Below are 21,751 nucleotides of genomic sequence, written 5' to 3' on the forward strand. Positions count from 1 at the left end.
CGCACCCCGATCAGGGTGCGGCTCTTGTCGTTTCAGCAGCTGCAGTCGCAGCAACCGCAGCAGTCGCAGCAGCCACAATCTCCGCCGCAGCAGCTACCATCTCCGCCGCAGGCGCCGTCACAGCCCATGCCGTCGCAGTTCTTGTACCACGCGTCCTTGCGTTCACCGGTGCACGGCTGGGTGTGATCGGCGCAGCAGGCATAGCCGGTGCAGTACGCGCCGACGATGAGGATGAGGGATTCGCCGACGCCGGGGCGACGGTGACCGGTACGGCGCGAGTCCATTCGGACGTCGGTGTGGTCGTGGGATACCGCGCAGGTGTGGCCGACCACGGTGCCGATGCCCTGGCCGAGTCGGCGGAGCACGGACGCCAGCGGATCGAGCAGCATCCAGCGGACGGTGGGGACCGCGTCCAGCTCGGCCTGTGCGACCGCTTCGCGCAGTCGTGAATCCGATTCCCGCAGTAAGTCGTACGCCTGCGGCATGGTGGTTCCGGTGGCGGCGAGCGGATTGAAGCGGCCGCGCGCGAGGTCGGCCTCGTAGTCCTGCACGGCATCGGCGAGATGCGCGATCCGGCCGAATTGCCAACCCGCAGTGCGCAATGCGTCGACGTTATCCGGACGATCGGCCAAAACCGCTGTGTGCGCGAAGAACTCCGAAGCGCAGAGCTGGGTCGGCGCGGTCAATCTTGCCAGCGCATCCGTGCCGTCGCCTGCGGCCTGCTCCAACTGCGTCTGCATATTCAGTGCGGCAACAAGAGGTTCCACATCCAGGCCGATCCGCTGCGCGCTCACCTGCGCCTGCCCGGCCCACCGACTCGCGGCCTTCGCCATCGGCGTACGCGCCAGGACCGAGGCATCACCGTCGTCCACGTGGTCGCGAACCTTGGCCGACGCCAGCAAGAGTGACGCGGTCGCGGCCAGCCGCACACCGGGCGAATTCGCGGACGCGACCGACGCGCGCTGCATCCCCCGTAGCGCACACCGCCCCGCCGTGGTGCGCTCGGCCGCACCCGCGGACTGCACCTCGGTGAGCATGCTCAACACGATCGCGTCGACATTCGTTGTCGCACGGGCCAATTGGCCGTGCCCGTCCCGTAGCCCCAAACACAACCCGCACATATGCGTGCGCCACTCGGCCGCATCGATGCCGTACTTCGCCGCGCCGTGCGAACACGGCCTGAGCAACCCGAACAAATTCCGCCCCGTTCTCCCCGGCTCATTCTGGTTGGAGCCGGTCTGTGCTTGGTGATCTCCGCACTCTGGCAGGCCGTTAACCGCGCGGCAACCGCTACGGGCCGAGCACCCCCGGACAGCGGCGGACCGGCCGCCTACTCCGCTTTCTTGCGCCCCGCGAGACCGCGCCAGGCGAGATCGTCGAGCAGGTCGACGGCCTCGGAGACCTCGATGCGGCCGCTGGCCACCCGGTCCGCGATGGCCTCGCCCGCGCCGATCACGGCGACCGCGACGACGTCGAAGTTGGTGCCCGGTTCGGGGTGCTTGGCGCTGGATTCCAGCAGCTTGGCGGTCAGTTCGATGACGCGCTCGCGGGCGTTCTCGATCTCGGACGCGAACGCTTGCTGGCCGATGGCCTGCCGGTAGAGCACCTGCCAGGAGCGGCGGTTGCGGTCGACGAACCCGAGGAAACCCTCCAGCGCGACCCGCACCTGTTCGTGCGGCGACAGCTGCGGATTGCCCGCGGGCACCACCGATTCGATGAAGCGCAGCCCCTCGCGCTGGATGCAGGCACGGAACAACTCGTCTTTGGAGCCGTAGTACAGATACAGCATCGGCTTCGATATCTTCGCCTCGGCGGCAATGGCATCCATCGATGTATCGTGGAAGCCTTTCCGCGAGAACACCTCGACGGCGGCATCGAGCATCTGCTGCTCACGAACCGCCCGAGGAAGTCGCTTCGTTCCGCCCGCCATCCACTCTCCTACCAATGCTGAAGCTCATATATTACTCCAAGGTAAGTTCCGCGGGTCGGATTTGCCCACCAAGCGCGGAAACAGTGCCTCAGCAGCGCGGAAGCGCGCCCTTGAAGGTGGCCATCCGCAGCACCGACGCATCGACCTGGGCGGCGGGCAGGCGGCCCGCAGCCACCGCCTGCTCCAGCTGATCGAGCACGCTCGATACCGCGCCGGTGCTGATCCACAGCGCGTTGTCGGCGCCGGCGACCAGCGCGGCCTCCACCGCGTCCGCGATGGATAAACGGTTGGTGATCGCGGCCATGCCGCTGAGGTCGTCGGTGAAGATCGGGCCCTCGAACGGCGCGGCACCGTAACCGCTTCCCCCACGCAGCAGCGCCATGACCTGCGGACTGATGCTCGCGGGCACGTCAGGGGTGGTGAGGCCGGGGACGTCGAGGTGGCCGACCATCACGCCCGCGCCGGAGTTGATCAGGTTGCGGAACGGGACCAGGTCGACGGTCTGCAGCTCCGCCAGCGGCGGCGTGCGAACCGCGCCGCGATGCGAATCGCCCGAGCCGGAGCCGTGGCCGGGGAAGTGCTTCAGCACGGTGCCGACGCCGACCTCACGCATGGCCCGGATATAGGCGCCGGCGTACTCGGTGACCTTTGCGGGATCGGAAGAGAAGGAACGGTCGCCGATGACGGAATCGTCGGGCTGGCTGCTCACATCGCTGTCCGGCGCGAAGTCCACCGTCACGCCGAGGTCCTTCAGCGCGCGGCCCCTTATCAGCGTGTCATCGTGGAACTTCTCGGCGGAGATGCTGTGCGCCGTCTCCCTGGCCGATGGCGCTTCACCGATCAGTCCGCCCACCCGGGAGACGCGGCCGCCTTCCTCATCGATGGTCACCATGAGCGGCACCTTGGCCGACTGCTTGACCTGGTCGAGCTGACCGGTGGTCAGCAGCGAGAGATCGGTCCAACTGCCGACGAAGATGCCGCCGACCTGTTCGGTGCGCACCACGTTCGCGGCGTCGGCGTAACCCGTGATGCCGACGGTCAACAGCTGCGCCAGCTTCTGCCGCAGGGTGAACTGCGCGAGGTAGCCGGTCGTGCAATCCGGTTTCGCGGATGTTGTTGCCTGCGTGGGTGATACGGACGTCGACTCGGGCAGCGCCGCCCGCGACGGCGCGGAGTCGCCACCACCACCGCTCGAGCAGGCGGTCGCGACGGCGGCCAGCACGGCGAGCATGAGCAGGGGCGTCTTCCGCATGGGGGTCAACCGTACTGATCACGCCACGTCGCGGCACCGGTGGGTAGGCGGCCTCGCGTATCCGCGCTACGTGCGGCGGTCGCGCCTGGTTATCCGAATCGGATGTCTGGAGGCGAGATCGATTCCGCGCGCCAGCAGGTGGGACCGGCCCGGCCAAGGTAGCCTTATTCAATAGCCGTGAGTCTCCCACCAGGAGGTCATCGTGCCCTGCGATCTAATGCTCATTGCCTACGACGGGTCCGAGAACGCCAAGCGGGCCATCGAATACGCCGGGCGGTTCCTCAGCGCGGACCGAGCCATCGTGCTGACGGCGTGGGAGCCGATGGTGCGCCAAGCCGCTCGCCTGTCCGGGTTGTCCGGGGTGATGCAGCCGGAGTGGGTGCCCGACGACGAAATCGAGGACGTCGCCTACGTCGACGCCCGCACCACCAACACCGAGGGCGTCCGGCTGGCCAAACTCGCCGGGCTCAACGCCGAGGCACGCACCGCCGAATGCACGACGACCATCTGGAACGCCATCGTCGAATGCGCCGACGACCTGGACGTCGACATCATCGTCGCGGGCACCCGAGGCGCCACCGGCATCCGCGCCCTCATGCACAGCAGCGTCGCCGACGCGGTCCTCAAACACTGCCACCGCCCGGTCCTCATGGTCCCGCCCGGCAAGGAGCCCGCCGCCAAAACCGGTTAGCCGGAGCGTGAGTGGCACACCGCCGTGAGGGCGCTCACGGGTGGGTCTCGGTGGGTGGGTACGGGGTTAAGGTCGAGAGACTATGGATGGATTCCTGCTTGCCCAGCCGGACGGGGTGGTTCGGGCGTTCGGTAGCCGGGTCGCCTTCGATAAGGCTGATCGGGCGGTGGCCGCCCTGCGGGACGGCGCGGAGATGATCGTCGGTGCGCTGCCGTTCGATCCGCGTAGACCGGCCGCGTTGAGCGTGCCCGAGCGGGTAGCGCACACCGCGGGGCCGTGGCGGCCCGCCGCGCTGCCCGACCTGCCCGCCGTGCAGTTCGTCACCGAAATACCCAGTGCCGCTGAACATATCGCGCGGGTGACCAAACTCGTCGAGCAGCTGAACGATCCGGCGCAGCCGCTGCGCAAGGTGGTCGCGGCCCGGTCGGTGGTCGCGGAGGCGGCCGACGCATTGGACCCTGAGCTCGTCGCGGCCCATCTGCTGACGCGCCACCCGCACGCGAATGTGTTCGCGGTCGACCTGACCCCGGCCGGACGCACCGGCGCGACACTGGTCGGCGCCACACCCGAGGTACTCATCGCCCGGCACGGCGATACGGTCACGCTGCGCCCGCTGGCGGGCACCGCGCCGCGCCGCGCCGATCCGGACGCCGATGCGGCCCAGGCCCGAGAACTGCTGGCCAGCACCAAGAATCGCGACGAGCACGCCTTCGTCATCGACTGGATTCGGGACAAGCTCGGCCCGGTCTGCGCAGAACTGTCCATCCCCGACGGTCCCGAACTGATCAACACACACGAGGTCTGGCACCTCGCCACCCCGATCACCGGGCGACTGCGCGACACCTCGACCACCGCCCTCGACCTAGCGCTGCTGCTGCATCCGACCCCCGCCGTCTGCGGCACTCCGACCGACCTGGCACTCGACACGATCGCCGATGTAGAGGAAGACCGCGGCTTCTATGGCGGCGCAGTCGGCTGGTGCGACGCGAACGGCGACGGCGCGTGGGTGGTCGCCATTCGCAGCGCGGAGCTGTCGGCCGACGGACGCACCGTGCACGCCTACGCGGGCGGCGGCATCGTCGCCGCCTCGGACCCCAGAGCCGAGCTCGACGAGACCACCGCCAAGCTACGCACCCTGCTCGGCGGCCTGCACTGCGCCATCCCCGAACACTGATCCGGCGCGCTCGACGTTTGCCGTCCGCATCGGCGGCTGATAGCGCCGTCGATGCGCTGTGATCGCCGACCCAGCCGTGTTACCTGCCGAGAATCGGCGGGCTGAACGCACCGGATACCGGAGCGGGCTGCTAGGTTGACCGGGAATGTGCCTGCATCGATGTATTGGAGTGCCGCAATGAAGTTTGCTGTTCCTGGTGTTGTGAGTGCTGTCGGCGGCGCCGTACTCGGTGTGATCGCGGTGCTTCTCGTCACGGTGGCGGTGCAGCAGAACTCGCGTCCGGAGATCGACCGCAGCGGCGACAAGGACTCCTCGTTGCTGAACAACGTCGAGTACGGCAGTCGCTGAGCTGACCCCCGCTCCACCTGCCGACTCGCTCGATCCGGCGGCGCGGCGGCACGCTACTGCCCCGCTGGGTAGACGCTGGTTCGCCGCAACGGTGCTCGCGGCGTTCCTGCTGACCTTCCTGCAGGCGCCCGGGCGCACAGTCGCCGACACCAAATACGACCTGGCACAGAACCCGCTCGGTTTCCTCGAGCGCGCCAGCCATCTGTGGAGCAGCCAGGCCCCGATGGGCCAGGTGCAGAACCAGGCCTACGGCTACTTCTTCCCGCACGGCGCATTCTTCTCCCTCGGCCACGTACTCGGCCTGCCCGCCTGGGCCACCCAACGAATCTGGTGGGCGCTGCTCCTGCTCGCCGGTTTCTGGGGCATCATCCGGCTCTGCGAGACCCTCGGTATAGGCACCCGGGGCTCCCGCATCATCGCGGCGGCCACGTTCGCGCTGTCCCCCCGCGTGCTCACCACGCTCGGCTCGATCTCCTCGGAAACGCTGCCGATGATGCTGGCACCGTGGGTTCTGCTGGCACCGGCGGCGCTGGGCATCGGCTATCGAAACCGGCGGCGAACCGTCGATACCGACTCCGGCCAACCGCGTTCGGGACGTGAGCGGCGCGGCGGGGCCGAATCGGCGGCCGGAAGCGCGCTGGCACTCGCGCTGATGGGGTCGGTCAATGCCGTGGCGACGGTCGCGGCGTTCTTGCCCGCGCTGCTGTGGTGGGCGTCGTATCGCCCGAATCGGGAGTGGTGGCGGTTCACCAGGGCCTGGGTTCCGTTGCTGGTGCTCGCCACCTTCTGGTGGGCGGTGCCGCTGCTGCTGCTCGGCAAGGTCAGTCCGCCGTTCCTGGACTACATCGAATCATCCGGTGTGACAACGCAATGGGCCTCGCTCGCCGAGGTGCTGCGCGGCACCGACAGCTGGACCCCATTCGTCTCGCCGGAGCGCATCGCGGGCGCGGTGCTGGTGACCCAGCCCGCGGCGGTACTCGCCACCGGACTGCTCGCGGCGGCGGGCATGGCGGGGTTGGCAATGCGGTCCATGCCATATCGGGGACGGCTGACGCTGATCCTGTGTGTCGGGCTGCTCGGCATCTGCGCCGGATACGCCGGTGAGCTGGGTGGACCGTTCGCGGAGTCGGTGCGGCTGTTCCTGGATTCCGGCGGCGCACCGCTGCGCAATGTGCACAAGCTGGAGCCGCTGATCCGACTTCCGTTGGTGCTCGGCCTCGCTCAGCTGCTGGCTCGGGTGCCGCTGCCCGCCTCGGTGCCGATGCCGGTGTGGCGCAGCGCGTTCGCGCATCCGGAGCGGGATCGTTCCGTCGCGGTGGCCGCGCTGATCCTGACCGCGCTCGCCCTGTCCACCTCGCTGGCCTGGACCGGCAAGCTGGCCCCGCGCGGCGCCTACGACACGGTGCCCGCGTATTGGCAGCAGACCGCGGACTGGTTGCACCGCAACGCTTCCGACACCCGCGCGCTGGTCGTCCCCGGCGCACCGTTCGGCAGTCAGGTGTGGGGACTGACCCGCGACGAGCCGTTGCAGGCGCTGGCGAACACGCCGTGGGCGATCCGCGACGCGGTGCCACTGAACCCGCCGGGCACCATCCGCGCGATGGACTCGGTGCAGCGGCTGATCGCCGACGGCAGGCCGTCGGCCGGGCTGGCGGCGACGCTGGCCGGTCAGGGCATCGGAATTCTGGTGTTGCGCAACGATCTCGATCCGGAGACGTCGCGGTCGACCCGGCCGATGTTGGCGCACAGCGCGATCGACGGCTCGCCGGGCCTGGCGAAGGTGGCGGAGTTCGGCGATCCGATCGAATCCAAGGTCATCGCCGAGGATCTGGTGGCCGACGGCGATCTGCGGCCCCCGTACCCGGCGGTCGAGATCTACCGGGTACAGACGCCGACGCCGGGCACACCGACCGAGGTGCGCAGCGGAACCGGAGCGCCGCAGTCGTTCCCGGGCGCGTACACGGTCCCGCTCGGCTCGGTACCCGTGGTGCAGGGCGGGCCCGAAGTGCTCGAACGACTGCATCGCGATCCGGGCACCACCGACGTCCCGGCCATGCTCGCCGCCGACGCGACCCGCGCCGGACTGCCGAGCGGACCGCTGACCGTCACCGACACCCCGATGGATCGGGAGTCCGACTTCGGTCGCGTCGACAACCACAACTCCGCCGTCCGCGCCCCCGACGACGCCCGCCGCACGCACAACCTGGTGCCCGACTACCCGGTGCCCGGCGCCGAGCTGGTGCGCGGCGAATGGTCCGGTGCGACGATCACCGCGTCCAGCTCCGCCGCCGATGCCACCCAGCTGGGCGGTGCCGCGCCGGGTAGCTCCACCGCGGCCGTCGTCGACGGCGATCCGGCGACGTCGTGGATCAGCAACGGCTCCGAACACGCACTCGGACAATGGCTTCGACTCGACCTGGCGCAGCCGGTCCGGGTCGGGCAACTGACCTTCAGCACCAGCGCGGCCGCCATCGGCGACCCGGTGAAGTGGGTGGAGGTGCGCACCGCCAACGGCACCGTGACGACCCGCATCCCCGAACCCGGTACACCGGTGTCGGTTTCGCTGCCCGCGGGCAAGACCCAGTGGGTCACCATCACCGCGATCCGCACCGAAACCGGCAAGAGCGGTGGGCAGTTCGGCATCAGCGAGCTCACGCTGGACGACTACTCCGACCGGGAACAGCCGGTCCGCGTCGACATCCGGCATCGGACCGTGCTGCCGCCGACCGCTGCGGGTGCGCAGCTCGAGGCGTGGGATCTCGGACAGGAATTCCCCGGCCGCAGTGCGTGTTTCGATTCGCCGAAACGGGTGCGCTGCAGCAAGGCCCTCGGCTTGGCGCCCGAGGAGCCCGGCACCTTCCAGCGCACATTGTCGGTGCCCGAACCCATGTCCGTCACGCCCGAGCTGACCGTCCGGACCAGGCAGGGCCCGGCGCTGGAGGCGTTGCTCACCGACCGCGAGCGTCCGGTCGCCAGGGGCAAGGCCGACGTCGGTGACCTGCGCGGCGCCGCGTTCGCCGCGACCGACGGCGATCCGCGCACCAGCTGGACCGCACCGGAGGACTCGATGCGGGTGCTGACCGGCGCCAAACCGACCCTCACGATCGAGCTGCCCGAGCCCGCGCTGGTGACCGGGCTGGAGTTGACCCCGTCGCTCGGTGGCCTGCCCGCCGCACCCACCTCCGTGGCGGTCAATCTCGGTGACGGCCCGCAGGTGCACGAGCTGGACAAGAGCGAGCCCGGCGGGCCGACTCGAATTTCGTTGCACCCCTCCGTGACCGATCGCATCGAGCTCAGCATCCAGAGCTGGAAACCGGTGCTGGACATGACGGCGCTCGGCTTCGTGCAGTCGCAGCCGCCGGGCCTGGCCGAGGTGTCGGTGCTCGGGCCGGACTACCCGGCCCCCGCGGCGCTCGACCGGGAGATCACCGTCCCGTGCGAGATCGGCCCCACCATCAATATCGACGGACAACTCCGGCGCACCACCGTCACCGCCACGGCAGACCAGCTACGTTCCGGCGCGCCGGTTCCCGCGCACCTCTGCACGGATGACGCGACGCTCCAACCCGATTCCGGCGCGCTCGCACTGTCCCAAGGCAGGGCCGACGTCACCGTCGGGCCGACGGATCTGTTCTTCGTCGACCGGCTCCGCCTGGACCGCACCGGTCCCGCAGTACCGACCGGGTCGGCTGCCGGAACCCGCGTGCTCGTGCTGCCGCTGAGCACGAATGTCGGCTGGCACGCAACGACTTCCGACGGACGCACGCTCGAGCCCGTGGTCATCGACGGCTGGCAGCAAGCCTGGCTGCTCCCGCCCGATGCGACCGGCCCCGTCACCGTGTCGTTCCCCGACGACCGCTGGTACCGACTCGGCATCTTCGGCGGCCTCCTCCTACTCCTCCCGCTGATCGCGCTGGCCATTCCGCGTCGCGGGCGCACCGCGAAACCGATTGCCGCTGAGTCGGATACCACGCCTGACCAAGCCCCTGTGGCGCAGGCCGAAGCGAATGCCGTTGCTGCCGAGCCGGATTCCGCCCCACGAACCTGGGGTTCCCGCTGGCTCGGCGCGATCGGTCTCACGGCGGCGGCGACGCTGATCGCCGGTCCGGTCGGAACCGTTGTCACCGCAGGCACACTTGCCGCCGCCCGATTCTTCCCCAAGGTCATGCCGAGGGCACTGGTCATCGTGGCGGGTGTCGGCACAGCGCTGTCGGCGGCCGCCCTGTCGACCGGCCCGTGGCGAGCTCCGGGCGGATACATGGGCGGATCACTGTGGGCGCAACTCCCCGCTCTGCTCGCGGTGATCGCGGTCGGCGTCGCGGCACTGCCAGCGGGTCGACCATTCGGGCTGCGCCGCAACGGACCTCGTTGATAATGTGATGCCGCGTGAACACCTGTGCCGAATGCGGTTTCGTCTACGACCTGACCCGCGCGACGGTTGTCGCGCCCTTGGCCAGAGAGCACGCGGTGGAATATGCGGACCTGCTCCTCACCGACTCGCCGAAACTACGGCAGCGACCGGACGCCGACACCTGGTCACCGCTCGAATACGCCTGCCACATGCGGGATGTGCTGTTCATGCAACGCGAGCGCGCGCTGGCCGCCCGGCGCATGGACACCCCGGACACCACGCCGATGGGCCGCGACGAGCGGGTCGAGCACGACGGCTACGCGGACCAGAAGCCTTCGGATGTCGGCCGCCAACTCCGGGACGCGGCGCTGCTGTTCGCCAATGTGCTCGAACGACTGGGCGACGACGACTGGGAACGGACCCTGATCTTCAGTTACCCCGACCCACAAGAGGTTTCGCTGCGCTGGCTCGCGGTGCACACCCTGCACGAACTCCGCCACCACCTGCTCGATATGCATCGGCAGCTGGATACCTGACCCGCTCGATCACGGAGCTGCGAGGCGGTCTTCCTCTTCTACTTCCCGCACCGGCTTGACCCGGTCCCGGCCGCGCGCCCACTGCCGCATCGGTTCCTCGATCAACGCGTAACTGGCGGCGGCGACGGGCAGGGTCAGCACGATCGTGAGGACGACGACGTACCCGAAGTTCCCGTTGAACGGCACGATGCCGAACACCGGGAACACCACCCACAGCACCGCGAGATGCCAGAGGAAGATGCCGTAGGACCAGCGCCCGATGGTCGCGGCCACCCGCGACTGCAGCCACCGATGCGGTCGGTCGGTATCACCGAGCACCAGCGGCGCGAGCAGCGCGAAGCCGATGATCGCGCCGAGCCCCACTTTCGCCGCGTACTGCCACGGTTCGGCGTGCGTCAGTCCGCCGGGTCCGCCGATATCGGTGGCCGAGACCAGGAACGCCACCAGTGCGATGGTCCACATCAACCATTGATTCCCGACCAGCCCGCGCCAGCGTGATAGCCGTTCGCTACCGAAAGATAGTTCGGCGAGCACCATTCCCATCGCGAACCACGGCAGATATCCGGGCAGCCAATTGTCGGAATGGATCGCGTCGGGTGTCGGCACCGGAATGAAGTTCCAACTCAGGCACACCGCGGCCAGGCCGAGCAGCACCGGCACCCGCCATCGAGCGGCGCTCCCGCGCAACCACATCGCCGCGAACGCCAGCAATGGCAACACCAGATAGAAGGCCACCTCGACCGAGAGGCTCCACATCTGGGTGAGCCCATCGGTCAGCGTCAGCGGCACGAACACTTGCAGCAGCGCCAGATTCGATACCCACACCCGCAACCCCGCCGTGCCCGCCGCGCTCGGCAGCAGCACCAGAACTACGCACACCACCGCCCAATACGCGGGCAGGATGCGCGCGGCGCGATGCCGCAGGTAGTAACCGAGCGACGGCGCACTACCCAGGCCGCGCGCCGCGGCGGCATGCGGACGCCAGAGCAGGAACCCGGAGAGCGCGAAGAACACCGCGACCGCCATGTCGAACCGACCCCACACCCGCCCGAGCACCGGCATCCCGGCGGCTCCGGTCTGGAACGCGACGTGCGTCAACAGCACACCGAGCGCGGCCATTCCACGCATGCCTTCGAGCGCGGGCAGGAAGGCACGGGTCGGCACCGATTCGGTCGCCGGGGCGACGGCAGCGGTGGCGATCGGCTGGATTGCGGGCCCACCCGCCACCCGGCCGCCACCCCTCATCGAATCGCTACGCGATGCTTTCACTCATCGGCTCCAGTCTGCCTTGCCAATTCTTAGGTGATAACTCGACGTTTCACATTCCGCGCTAAACTCGGGCGATTTCTCGGCCGTTTCCGGCCTCGGCACCGCATGGTACGACACCGGACTGTTAGTGTCGGGGCTCACGAGTGCCGCGGGCGGCCCGCCGTACTCGCCGGAACGACCCTGTTCTACGACGAGGAGAGTTTGCATGGCACTGAGTGCCGGAACCAGAAGGACGGTGGCCTGCCTGCTCGTGGGTCTCGGCGCGTTGCTGATTGTCGCCGCGCTGCTGATCCCGACCTACACCGTCGGCAAACTGGCGAAGACTCCCCTCGATCTCGAGATCACCACCATCGCGACCAATGTGCCCGGCGAGGACAGCCTGGTGCTGGACTCCAAGTCACTGAGCGCGCCGGAGGGTGCCGCGAAGATCGACTCGAACGTGCCGTTGGTCTCGCAGCGCTTCCTCACCGTCGAGGAGCCCTCCGACGCCGACGAGATGACCGTGCAGGCGGGGCAGACGCTGCGCCGTATCGACAAGCAGGGCGACACCGGCCTGCTCACCGCCACCATCGACCGGGTCACCATCGACCGGAAGACCGGTGAGCCGGTCGCGAAGGATCCGAACGGCTCCATCGCGGTCACCGTGGACAAGGAAATGAAGACGGTCGCGGATCCGGTGCAGCACACCGGCCTGCAGTACCGCTTCCCGATCGGCACCGAGAAGAAGGCCTACCCGTACTTCGATCTCAACGCACGCAAGACCTTCGACGTCAACTTCGTCGAGGAGTCCGAGATCAACAACATGAAGGTCTACCACTTCCAGCAGTCGATCCCGGCGACCAACCTGTACGACGTGGTGAAGGCGCCGACCAACAAGCTGACCTTCCCCGCCGCGAAGTGGGGCGTGCCCGGCGACGGCGACGTCACCATGGCGCGCTGGTACACCAACACCCGTGACCTGTGGGTCGAGCCGAAGACCGGCACCGTGATCAAGGGTGGCGAGCAGATCCACCTGTACTACGGCCGCGATGCCAAGCCCGAGGTCACCGCACTGAAGTCGCACATCGTGTTCGACGAGAACACCGTCGAGTCGCAGATCTCGGTGGCCAAGGAGAACATCGACAAGCTGTCGCTGTACGGGCGGATCATGCCGATCGTGCTCGGTGTCCTCGGTGTCATCGCGCTGATCGTCGGTGCGATCCTCGGCATTCGCGGTGGCGGTTCGACGCCGGCTCCGGCGCGTGGCGGTGGACCGCTGAGCCAGGGTGGTTCGCGGCGTACGGACAATGATCCGCCGACCGAGCAGATCAAGATCACCAAGTAGCTTCGGCTAGCTGACGAGTTCGGCCCCCGGTCATCGACCGGGGGCCGAATTCGTTTTCGGCCCTCAGGTTTCCGACAGCGGGTAGGCCAGCGGGTGCCGAGCCTGATAGAGCAGCATCGTGCCCGCACCGGGGATGAGCAGGTCGATGCAGCGGCCGAAGGATCGATCGGCGATCTCGCCGCTGAATTGCGCTCCGCGCGCACCCAATTCGGCCACCGTCTGCTCGAGGTCGTCGCACATCAGCGAGATCTCGTGCCGCGGTGCGCCTTCCGCCGGATGCACGCCGAGCTCGCTCGGGCCGGTACCGAAGATGAGCCAGCCCTCGTGCGCGTCGACATTCGGCCAGCGCAGCACGTCCCGGAAGAACGCCCGAGCCGCCTCCGAATCCTCCGCGTAGACCAGCGTGTGCACAGCAGTGATCATGCCTCCGATCGTAAGCTTCCCCCGCCTCCTGCCAGGAGCGATAGCTTCATCGCGCGCACGAATTCTTCCGCTGCGCACGCATTCGCCAGCAGGTTCGTGCGCGGCGGGCGAATCCGTGCGCGGGACCAACTAAGGCAGTCGCTCGGGTTGGGGGCTGGGCACGCTGCTGTCGCGATCGGCGGTGCGCAGGACGATGACCGCGACCACGAGGGTGGTGACGGCAGCGACGGAGGCGACCGTGGTGATGAGGGCCGGGATGGAGCGGGCGAACGAAACCATCAGTGTCACTTCGACGGCGAGGCCGAGCCAGGTGAGTGTGGCGAGGGCCGTGCGGTCCACCGCGATCGCGGACAGCATCGCACCCTGCAAGACGGCGAGGATGGCGCCGTGCAAAGCGAACAGCCAGAGCAAGCCCTGAATCGGGGCGTAATCCTGTCCGGCCAGCAGCGGAGCCAGTGGTGCGGCGAGCGCGGCGCAGAGGACCGCCACGATGCCGATGCCCGACAACACCGCGAGGGCCGACCTGATCGCGCGGGCCGAATGCGTGGGCTGGGCCATCCGGGGATACAGCACGACGCCGACCGCCTGCGGCAGCCAGAACGCGATCTTCGCGGCGATGGTGCCGAGCGCGTAGCGGCTGGCGTCCGCGTCGTCGAGGACCATCCGGACCACGATCAGGTCCGTGGACGACAACGCCATCAGCGCCGCCTGCACCTGCGCGGCCCGCAGCACCGGAAGTACCCCGATGGCCTGGACTACCTCGTCCTCATCGGCTCCAGCGCGGGATCGCGAACTCGGCGATCCGGCGACGAACCGCGCGAATACCGCGGCAACCGCGATGCCCAACGCGGCCGCGCCCAGGGCCAGCGCGGCGCCGCCGCCCACGGCGAGCACGATGAGCGCGGGCGCCACTCGGAGTATCCCCGCGGCACCGAGCACCACGCCCAACGCACGAAACCGCCTGCCGCCCTGGAGAACTCCCTGCTCCCCGGACAACAGCACCAAGGCGGGCGCGGCACCCAGCGCCGCCGCACATGCGGCGACACCGACGTTCAACGCACTGGTCACCACCGGTACCAACACCGCGACAACGACCGCGACGATCACCGCGCACCGCCACTGCAACCCGCGCAGCGCCGCGACGCTCGCCCCGCGAACCAGCTCCCTGGCCACCACGTTCTGCAATGCGAGCGCGGGCACCGCACACAACAACTGCACCGCGAGCAGGCTCGCGAATTCGCTGTATCCGGAAACCCCCAGCCACCGCCCGGCGAGTAGCTGGAGCAGATATCCCGCCACATTGGCGGTCATCGCCCCCGCCGTCACCAACGTCAGATCCGCCACCACAGGAAACCGACGGACAGCAGACACGTCCGCCATCGTCCCACCTGCGAATCAACAGCGTCGTCCCGCCCTACCGCACGCGCCCCGCCCGGCTGGCGCTTGGCTCAGATCCACAGATCCTGCACGCGTCTCACAGGGGGTACATGCCTTGTGAGACGTGTGGAGGTTCTGTGGGTCTCGGCGGATCAATCTGCTTGTCGACGGCTGAGCTGCCAGCGGACGTGCACAGCGAGTGGGACGTCGGGGTGTTTCGCGAACGTCTTGGGGCGGCGACCACGCAGGCGGACTTCGGCGGCGTCCGAGGCTTCGACATCGAGCAGCCCGATCGCGCCTCGCAGATCCGTGTGTGCGCGGTGCCGGTTGGCGCGGTGCACTCGCGCGCGTTTGCGCGGCAGGTTCTTGCGCGACGCCTTGTCGTTCTCGCCGTAGCTGTTGCGGCGATCCTTGGCGTAGCTGAGCTGCTTCTTCTCTTGGGGTGATCTCCTCGCCACCGACCCAGAATATGGCTGCCGGAGGTTGCTGCCGAGTTCTTTTCCGACCTGGGCGGCACGGCGTGCGGGTGGGTGCGCCCGGCGGTCGGACCGTAGGGTGCACAAGCGTGAGTGCGAGCGGGCAGGGGCGGCGCGACCGGTGGGTGAGGTTTGTCCCGGCCGGGTACAGCGCGGTGCTTGCGCTGCTCATTGCCGGTCCACTGCTCGGGTCCGGGTATCTGTTGCTGCGGGATGCGGTGAGTACGCCGCGGTCCTATCCGACCGATTCGGCGCTCGGGCTCGGGGATGCCGCGCCTCGTGCCGTGCCGCAGGACGCGTTGCTCGCGGTGTTGTCGCCGGTCATCGATGGTGGCCTGATCGTCAAGGCGATTCTGCTGGTTGCACTGTGGGCGGCGGGCTATGGGGCGGCCGTGCTGGCGCGCGAACTCGTTGGTGCACCGGTCAGTGCGCAGCTCGTCGCGACCACGGTGGCGCTGTGGAATCCGTATGTGGCCGAACGCCTTTTGCAGGGCCACTGGAGTTTGCTCGCCGGGTATGCCGCGCTGCCGTGGGTTGCGTTGGCCGCGTACCGGATTCGGACCGGCACGGGCACGGGCACGGGCACGGGCACGGGCACGGGCACGGGCACGGGCGAGCGTATCGGCAGATGGGCGGGTTTGGCGGGCTGCCTTGCCGCGGCTGGGCTCACCCCGACCGGTGCGCTCCTCGCTGGTATCACCGCGCTGTCATTGGCCGGGCGGCGGCAGCTCGCTGGTGTGCTGGCGCTGCTGATTGCCGCGTCCGCGCCGTGGTTGACCGCCACCGCCCTGTCCGGGGCGGGCAGCGAACCGTCCGATCCGGCGGGTATTGCCGCGTTCGCCGCCCGTGGTGAACCGGGTCTCGGCACGCTGGGCAGCCTGGCCGGGCTCGGCGGCATCTGGAATGGTGACGCGGTACCCGATTCGCGCACAACGCTTCTCGCGTTGATCGGGACCGGGCTGCTGCTCGTCATCGTCGCGACGGGCCTGCGGTCGGTCGTCACCGACAGCGCCGACCGGGACGAACGGTACGTCCGCCGTGCGCTTGTCGTGCTCGCGGCGCTCGCCATCCTGCTGCCCGCGCTCGGCGCGACGCCGTGGGGCATGCACGTGTTGGAGTGGCTCGTCGCCCATGTGCCCGGCGCGGGCTTGCTGCGGGATACCCAGAAGTATGTGGCGCTGGCGATGCCCGCGTATGCGCTGTGTGCGGCCGCCGGTTGTGGAGTTCTCGCCAGGCGGTTCTCGACAGCACCGATCGACGATGCACGACGCTCGGAAGCTGTTGGGAACGGTCTCTCGTCCGATACGCATGACGACAGCGCACTTCCGTCGAGCTCCGCTGGGACCCCCCTGCCGAATCTATCCCCAGCCGTGTCGCGCTCGGTCGCAACGGTTTTCATCACCCTGTTGATACTTCCGTTGCTCGATCTCGCGTGGGGCGTCGGCGGCGCGATACGCCCTGTGCACTACCCCGCAGGCTGGCAGCAGGTTGCCGAGCAGACGGACGGGCCCGGCGATATCGCGGTATTGCCCGGCGGGATGTTCCGGAAGTTCCGGTACAGCGGCAAAGCACCCGTGCTCGACCCGGCCCCACGCATGCTGCCCCGCGACGTACTGCAAACCGGCGAGCTCCCGGTGCGCGGCCGCACCGTATCCGGCGAAGGTGCCCGCGCCCGCGCGGTGGAAACCGTACTGCTACAAGGTGGTTCAGCTCAGGAGCTGGCGGAACACGGCGTCGGCTGGGTGCTCGTCGAGCGCGGCACACCTGGACCGCTCGGCGAATCCAAAACAACGCTCGCCCAACTCGATCCGGTGTATAGCGACGCAGACCTAGCGCTGTATCGAGTGCCCGGCGCCACCGAACAGCGCGATCGATCATCTACGCATCGGAGCCTTGTCATTGCGGCCCACGCGCTTTGGGTGGCGCTGCTCGTCGGCGGCCCACTCATCGCGACCATCACGCGCCGAGCTCGCCGCAAGCGGTGACCCCTGCATATCGAGAGGCACACCGGCCAGCGGACGTTTCCCGAGCGACGCCTCGATGGTGTCTCGTCGATCAAGCGATGCCGCTGCGGGCATGGCGGACCGCCGAATGTATGTAGCGAGCGTCAGCTGGCGGAGCGGGGAGCGATCAGTCCCGACGTGTGCTCACCGCGCGCGGCGGCGGCCAACACGTCGTACACACCGTTTCCGGTTTGCTCCCAAGAGAATTCACGCGCCCGGGACCGCGCCTTCTCCCCCATGACGGTACGAGCGGCGCGATCGTCGAGCAGTTCGCCTACCGCGTCAGCCAATTGGGCGACATCATCGACCAGGAGACCGGTGACGCCGTCGACGATGGAGTCGGTGAGTCCCCGCGAACTGCGGTAACCGATGGTCGGCACGCCGTGCTGCGCGGCCTCGATAACCGCGAGGCCCCAGCCTTCCTTGCGGGAGGGCAGCGCGTGTACCCAAGCGCGAGACAGCAGTTCGTGTTTGCGGCGTTCGTCGACATGACCGTGGAAGGTGACGGCGTCGGCGATACCGAGCGCGCCGGCGTCGGCCTTCAGATTGTCGGCCCACCAGCCGTCGCCGATCACGTCGAGGTGCAGGCCGGGGACGCGGGCCCGTAGTCGCGCGACGACGGCGAGCGCGTCCTCGATCTGCTTGTGCGGCACCAGGCGCGACAGCACCACGATGCGGGGGTTCGTGGTGCGCGTTTCGGTGGCCCCGGTCGGCGCGTCCGCGGGAACAGGTTCGGCGCCGTTGCGCACCACCGCGATCCGGGACTGTTCGACGCCGAGGGTGGCGAGTTCTTCGGCCGAGGGCAGCGAGACCGTCAGGTACTGGTTGCGCCGATGCACCCGTGGCGACAGCCGCGACTCGATCCACCAGCCGATCCGGCCGACCAATCGTCCGGCGACGGGCCACTGCTCCCGGTGTCCGTGATGCACCAGCACGACGGCGGGAGCCTTGGTGGCGGCCGTGGCGAAGAACGGGATGCCGTTCTGGGTGTCGATCACCGCGTCGGGTCGCACGCCGCGCAACGGTCCGACACCGAGCCTGCCGAGTGCCATCGCGGCCAGTGCCCGCGGATATACGGAGAAGCGTCCGCCCGCTCGGCTGATGTCGATGCCGTCGAGGTGTTCGCGTTTCGGCGCCCCGGGGTAGCGGGCGGTGCGCAGGGTGACCTTGACCCCGCGTGCGGCGAGCTGCGCGCCGACCTGTTCGAGGTATCGCTCGCTGCCGCCGCCCTGCGGGTGCCCGGTGTCACGCCAGCACAGCAGGAGGACTTCGCGCACGGTCGAGCTTCTCTCGGTCAGGTGGTCCTGGACGGGAACATCGGATATCGCGCTACACCCTAACCCGAGCGTTGCAGCGTAGCCCGACCACCGACCGGTGCCGCCCGGTGGACGGCGTGCGGGGTACCGGTCCTCGCCGAGGTGGCTCGCCGTCGTTATGCGAGACTCGGCGCCGTGTTGAGAGCCGAGAAAACGCCCGCTGATGGTGTGCGATCGCGCGCGCCCCGGTTCGCGCGCCGGGCGACGCTGCGCCGGTCGTTGCGGTTGCTCGGTAGTTTCCGGTTCGAGCAGTCCGATCCGGCGGTGTTCTACGGCGGTTTGGCCGAGGACAGCGCGGCGATGATCGGTGATTTCTACACAGACCTCACGGGCAAGGATTTGGCGGGGGCGACGATTCTGGATGTCGGCGGCGGCCCGGGCTATTTCGCCGACGAGTTCGTCAAGACAGGTGCGCGGTATATCCCGGTCGAGCCGGATCCGTCGGAGATGCACGCGGCCGGGCTTTCGGTGGCGGGTGCGGTGCGCGGCTCGGGGATGGCGTTGCCGTTTCGCGACGACGCGGTAGATATCTGCTTTTCCTCGAATGTCGCCGAGCACGTGGCCAGGCCGTGGCTGATGGCGGACGAGATGGTGCGGGTGACGCGGCCGGGTGGGCTGATCGTGTTGTCGTACACGGTGTGGCACGGCCCGTTCGGTGGGCACGAGACCGGGCCGTGGCATTACCTCGGCGGCGAATACGCGGCGCGCCGGTACCGCCGAAAGCTCGGGAAGGAACCGAAGAACCGGTTCGGCGAGTCACTGTTCGCGGTGCGCGCCTCGGACGGGTTGCGTTGGGCGGCAAGCACTTCCGCTGATGTGCGGACCGTCTTCCCGCGCTATCACCCGCGCTGGGCCTGGTGGCTGGTCCGTCTCCCGATCGTGCGGGAGTTACTGGTAAGCAATCTCGTCGTGGTGGCTACCAAGAAGTAGCTCTAACGCTCCAGCCAGCCTCGGCGCCAGGTGCGCCTGCCGCACGGCTCGTGCAGCGGCTGCGTCCACGGCGATTCCTGAATCGCCAGTCCGACGGTTTCCAGGGTGGTCAATCCGACCTGATCGGCCAGCAGCCCGACGACGGCAACGGCCTCGGCTGCCTGCATCGCAGCGGTTGCCTGCTCGATGGTCAGCGTCCGGCCAGGTAGGAAGGAGACAACCCAGCCGCCTGCACCGACACTCTTTGCTTGATGCTCGGTCTGGTCGCTGGTCATCAACGATCGGTCGACCACTTGCACCGCCATGACTCGGGCTCCCCAATGTGGTATCGGTTCAGGAAATCGAGCGAGCTGATCAGTAGCTACAGCATCCTCTCTCCAGCAATAGAACGCAATAGTGCGTTCTGCGAAAAGCGAACCGACAGGTTGGGATTGATCCTGCTCAGTGGGACTGCGCGGACGTCAAACTGAAACAGGTTACAGACAACTCAGTGGCAAAACTGTAACGTGTTCTCATGCATTACGACAGCTTGTTCATCGGCGGCCGCTGGACCGCGCCAGCCACCGCCGAGCGCGTTCAGGTCATCTCGCCGGCCACGGTCGAGCCGGTGGGCAGCGTCCCCGCGGTGGGTCGCGCCGACGTCGACGCCGCGGTTGCCGCGGCCCGGCACGCCTTCGATCACGGTCCATGGCCGCAGACCCCGCCGGAAGAGCGGGCCCAGGTACTCACCCGCGCCGCGCGGCTGATCGAGGAGCGCTCGGCGGATTTGCTGGCCGCGCTCACCGCGGAAATGGGCGCACCGCAGATGATCGCGATGACGCTCAACCAGATTCCCGCGGTGGCCGCGCTCGACGCGTACGCCGGGCTCGCGAAGTCGTTCCCGTGGCAGGAAACTCGCACCGGCCTGTTCGGCACCTCGCGGGTCAGCCGGGAACCGCGCGGCGTCGTCGCGGCCGTCATCGCATGGAACGTGCCGCTGTTCCTCGCGGCCAACAAGCTCGCGCCCTCCTTGCTCGCGGGTTGCACCGTGGTGCTCAAACCCGCACCGCTGACACCGATTACAGCGAATATGCTCGCCGACATCTTCACCGAGGCGGGCCTGCCCGAAGGCGTGCTCTCGGTGCTGCCCGCCGAGGCCGAGGCCGCCGAGTATCTGGTGTCGCACCCCGGCGTCGACAAGGTCACCTTCACCGGCAGCACGGCGGTCGGTAAGAAGATCGGCGCGATCGCCACCGGACAGCTCAAGAGCGTCTCGCTCGAGCTCGGCGGCAAGTCGGCGGCAATCCTGTTGCCGGACATGGATATCGCGGGCATCCCGGTGCTCGCGTTCTCCGGCTTGATGAACAGCGGGCAGGGTTGTGTCGCACAGACCCGAATCCTCGCGCCGCGCAGCCGGTACGACGAGATTCTCGACGCGCTGGTCGAGCACGTGCAGACGATGAAGGTCGGCGACCCCAACGACCCGACCGTGCAGCTGGGCCCGCTGATCTCCGAGCGCCAGCGCGAGCGGGTCGAGGGTTATATCGCCAAAGGTAAGGAAGAGGGCGCGCGTGTCGCGCTCGGCGGTGGGCGTCCCGAGGGCCTGGACCGCGGCTGGTTCGTCGAGCCGACGATCTTCGCCGATGTGGACAACAAGTCGACGATCGCCCAGGAGGAGATCTTCGGGCCGGTGCTGTCGGTGATTCCGTACGAGACCGAGGACGAGGCCGTGGCCATCGCCAACGACTCGGTCTACGGCCTGGCCGGATCGGTGTGGACCGCGGACGTCGAGCACGGCGCCGAGATCGCCGCGCGGGTGCGCACCGGGACGTACGCGATCAACTGGTACGCGTTCGATCCCAGCTCGCCGTTCGGCGGCTACAAGAATTCCGGGCTCGGCCGCGAAAACGGCCCGGAGGGCCTGGACTCCTTCTGCGAACAGAAGTCGCTGCTCATGCCCATGGGTTGGACCGGCTGATCAGTCGGTCGGCATAACCACCCGCAGGACGGGCTCGCTGCGGCGGCCCGTGAGGCTCGGCGCGTCGACGATCTCGACGCGCCAGCCCGGGGGCAGGACGGCCTGCAAACGCCCGGCAGCGCGGCGCAGCGGTGTGCTAGCGGTCGCCAGTTCGAAACCGGCAACCAGGGGCGTGATGGACGCCCCGGTCTCCAGATCGGTCATGCTCCAACCACCTCTCGCGCGTCGATCTCATCGTTCGCCGCGAGCATCGCGGAAACCCGATGTCGATAGGGAAGTAGTTCAGTCGATCAGTAAACGGTTAGCAATCGGACTGGTAGGTCATGAGACCAAGAACACGGCAAGCATAAGCCACTTGTGCGCAAACCTCGCACACCGGGCAACTACCCCATAT

Annotated in this window: 19 protein-coding genes; 9 read left to right on the forward strand and 10 right to left on the reverse strand. The window is 68.4% G+C overall.

Annotated features, from left to right (window positions below):
* Positions 1 to 32: 32 nt before the first annotated feature.
* The 3 genes from ACQPW1_RS47235 to ACQPW1_RS47245 form a co-directional block, all read right to left on the reverse strand.
* Positions 33 to 1,187 (reverse strand): DUF5685 family protein, encoded by a 1,155-nt coding sequence (locus ACQPW1_RS47235; protein ID WP_433660444.1) that lies wholly within the window; start codon positions 1,185 to 1,187, stop codon positions 33 to 35.
* Between the two features lie 143 nt (positions 1,188 to 1,330).
* Entirely contained in the window at positions 1,331 to 1,930 is a 600-nt protein-coding gene (locus tag ACQPW1_RS47240; protein ID WP_396998249.1) for a TetR/AcrR family transcriptional regulator, read from the reverse strand.
* An 88-nt stretch (positions 1,931 to 2,018) separates the two neighbouring features.
* Positions 2,019 to 3,182, reverse strand: a complete 1,164-nt coding sequence (locus ACQPW1_RS47245; RefSeq protein WP_433660445.1) for a glycoside hydrolase family 3 N-terminal domain-containing protein — start codon at positions 3,180 to 3,182, stop codon at positions 2,019 to 2,021.
* A gap of 202 nt (positions 3,183 to 3,384) precedes the next feature.
* On the opposite strand from ACQPW1_RS47245, the gene ACQPW1_RS47250 reads away from it, so the two are divergent.
* The 5 genes from ACQPW1_RS47250 to ACQPW1_RS47270 all read left to right on the forward strand — a co-directional run bounded on the left by ACQPW1_RS47250 (position 3,385) and on the right by ACQPW1_RS47270 (position 10,282).
* A complete protein-coding gene (locus tag ACQPW1_RS47250; protein WP_433660446.1) occupies positions 3,385 to 3,873 on the forward strand; it encodes a universal stress protein in 489 nt (162 codons plus the stop codon).
* A gap of 82 nt (positions 3,874 to 3,955) precedes the next feature.
* Complete coding sequence (locus ACQPW1_RS47255) at positions 3,956 to 5,047, forward strand: isochorismate synthase (RefSeq protein WP_433660447.1); 1,092 nt, start codon at positions 3,956 to 3,958, stop codon at positions 5,045 to 5,047.
* 177 nt (positions 5,048 to 5,224) lie between these two features.
* Entirely contained in the window at positions 5,225 to 5,395 is a 171-nt protein-coding gene (locus ACQPW1_RS47260; protein WP_433660448.1) for a DUF2613 domain-containing protein, read from the forward strand.
* A 1-nt stretch (position 5,396) separates the two neighbouring features.
* Positions 5,397 to 9,767 carry an alpha-(1->3)-arabinofuranosyltransferase gene (locus ACQPW1_RS47265; RefSeq protein WP_433665548.1) on the forward strand — a complete coding sequence of 1,457 codons (4,371 nt, stop codon included), beginning with the start codon at positions 5,397 to 5,399 and terminating at the stop codon, positions 9,765 to 9,767.
* Between the two features lie 14 nt (positions 9,768 to 9,781).
* Entirely contained in the window at positions 9,782 to 10,282 is a 501-nt protein-coding gene (locus ACQPW1_RS47270; protein ID WP_433660449.1) for a DinB family protein, read from the forward strand.
* 9 nt (positions 10,283 to 10,291) lie between these two features.
* Here the strand turns inward: ACQPW1_RS47270 and ACQPW1_RS47275 are convergent, their stop codons facing one another.
* Positions 10,292 to 11,410, reverse strand: a complete 1,119-nt coding sequence (locus ACQPW1_RS47275; protein ID WP_433665549.1) for an acyltransferase family protein — start codon at positions 11,408 to 11,410, stop codon at positions 10,292 to 10,294.
* Between the two features lie 346 nt (positions 11,411 to 11,756).
* Between ACQPW1_RS47275 and ACQPW1_RS47280 the strand changes: the two genes are divergently transcribed.
* Positions 11,757 to 12,875, forward strand: coding sequence for a DUF3068 domain-containing protein (locus ACQPW1_RS47280; RefSeq protein ID WP_433660450.1), 1,119 nt, complete (start codon positions 11,757 to 11,759; stop codon positions 12,873 to 12,875).
* A 63-nt stretch (positions 12,876 to 12,938) separates the two neighbouring features.
* Here ACQPW1_RS47280 and ACQPW1_RS47285 read toward each other — a convergent pair whose 3' ends face one another.
* The 3 genes from ACQPW1_RS47285 to ACQPW1_RS47295 form a co-directional block, all read right to left on the reverse strand.
* Positions 12,939 to 13,298 carry a VOC family protein gene (locus ACQPW1_RS47285; RefSeq protein WP_433660451.1) on the reverse strand — a complete coding sequence of 120 codons (360 nt, stop codon included), beginning with the start codon at positions 13,296 to 13,298 and terminating at the stop codon, positions 12,939 to 12,941.
* A 129-nt stretch (positions 13,299 to 13,427) separates the two neighbouring features.
* Positions 13,428 to 14,678, reverse strand: a complete 1,251-nt coding sequence (locus ACQPW1_RS47290; protein ID WP_433660452.1) for a polysaccharide biosynthesis protein — start codon at positions 14,676 to 14,678, stop codon at positions 13,428 to 13,430.
* Positions 14,679 to 14,827: 149 nt separating this feature from the next.
* Positions 14,828 to 15,133 (reverse strand): hypothetical protein, encoded by a 306-nt coding sequence (locus tag ACQPW1_RS47295; protein WP_433660453.1) that lies wholly within the window; start codon positions 15,131 to 15,133, stop codon positions 14,828 to 14,830.
* Between the two features lie 107 nt (positions 15,134 to 15,240).
* Between ACQPW1_RS47295 and ACQPW1_RS47300 the strand changes: the two genes are divergently transcribed.
* Positions 15,241 to 17,136, forward strand: a complete 1,896-nt coding sequence (locus ACQPW1_RS47300) for a hypothetical protein (RefSeq protein ID WP_433660454.1) — start codon at positions 15,241 to 15,243, stop codon at positions 17,134 to 17,136.
* A 122-nt stretch (positions 17,137 to 17,258) separates the two neighbouring features.
* Here the strand turns inward: ACQPW1_RS47300 and ACQPW1_RS47305 are convergent, their stop codons facing one another.
* The gene (locus ACQPW1_RS47305; RefSeq protein WP_433660455.1) at positions 17,259 to 18,431 is read right to left on the reverse strand and encodes a glycosyltransferase family 4 protein; all 1,173 of its coding nucleotides are present in this window, start codon (positions 18,429 to 18,431) and stop codon (positions 17,259 to 17,261) included.
* Positions 18,432 to 18,605: 174 nt separating this feature from the next.
* On the opposite strand from ACQPW1_RS47305, the gene ACQPW1_RS47310 reads away from it, so the two are divergent.
* The gene (locus ACQPW1_RS47310) at positions 18,606 to 19,400 is read left to right on the forward strand and encodes a class I SAM-dependent methyltransferase (protein WP_433660456.1); all 795 of its coding nucleotides are present in this window, start codon (positions 18,606 to 18,608) and stop codon (positions 19,398 to 19,400) included.
* 2 nt (positions 19,401 to 19,402) lie between these two features.
* On the opposite strand, the gene ACQPW1_RS47315 is transcribed toward ACQPW1_RS47310, so the two are convergent.
* A complete protein-coding gene (locus ACQPW1_RS47315; protein WP_433660457.1) occupies positions 19,403 to 19,705 on the reverse strand; it encodes a hypothetical protein in 303 nt (100 codons plus the stop codon).
* A 209-nt stretch (positions 19,706 to 19,914) separates the two neighbouring features.
* Here ACQPW1_RS47315 and ACQPW1_RS47320 point away from each other — a divergent pair, with 209 nt between their 5' ends.
* A complete protein-coding gene (locus ACQPW1_RS47320; protein ID WP_433660458.1) occupies positions 19,915 to 21,357 on the forward strand; it encodes an aldehyde dehydrogenase in 1,443 nt (480 codons plus the stop codon).
* Here ACQPW1_RS47320 and ACQPW1_RS47325 read toward each other — a convergent pair whose 3' ends face one another.
* The gene (locus ACQPW1_RS47325; protein WP_433660459.1) at positions 21,358 to 21,561 is read right to left on the reverse strand and encodes a hypothetical protein; all 204 of its coding nucleotides are present in this window, start codon (positions 21,559 to 21,561) and stop codon (positions 21,358 to 21,360) included.
* Positions 21,562 to 21,751: the final 190 nt, after the last annotated feature.

It is taken from the genome of Nocardia sp. CA-128927, assembly GCF_050955855.1.
GTDB lineage: Bacteria > Actinomycetota > Actinomycetes > Mycobacteriales > Mycobacteriaceae > Nocardia.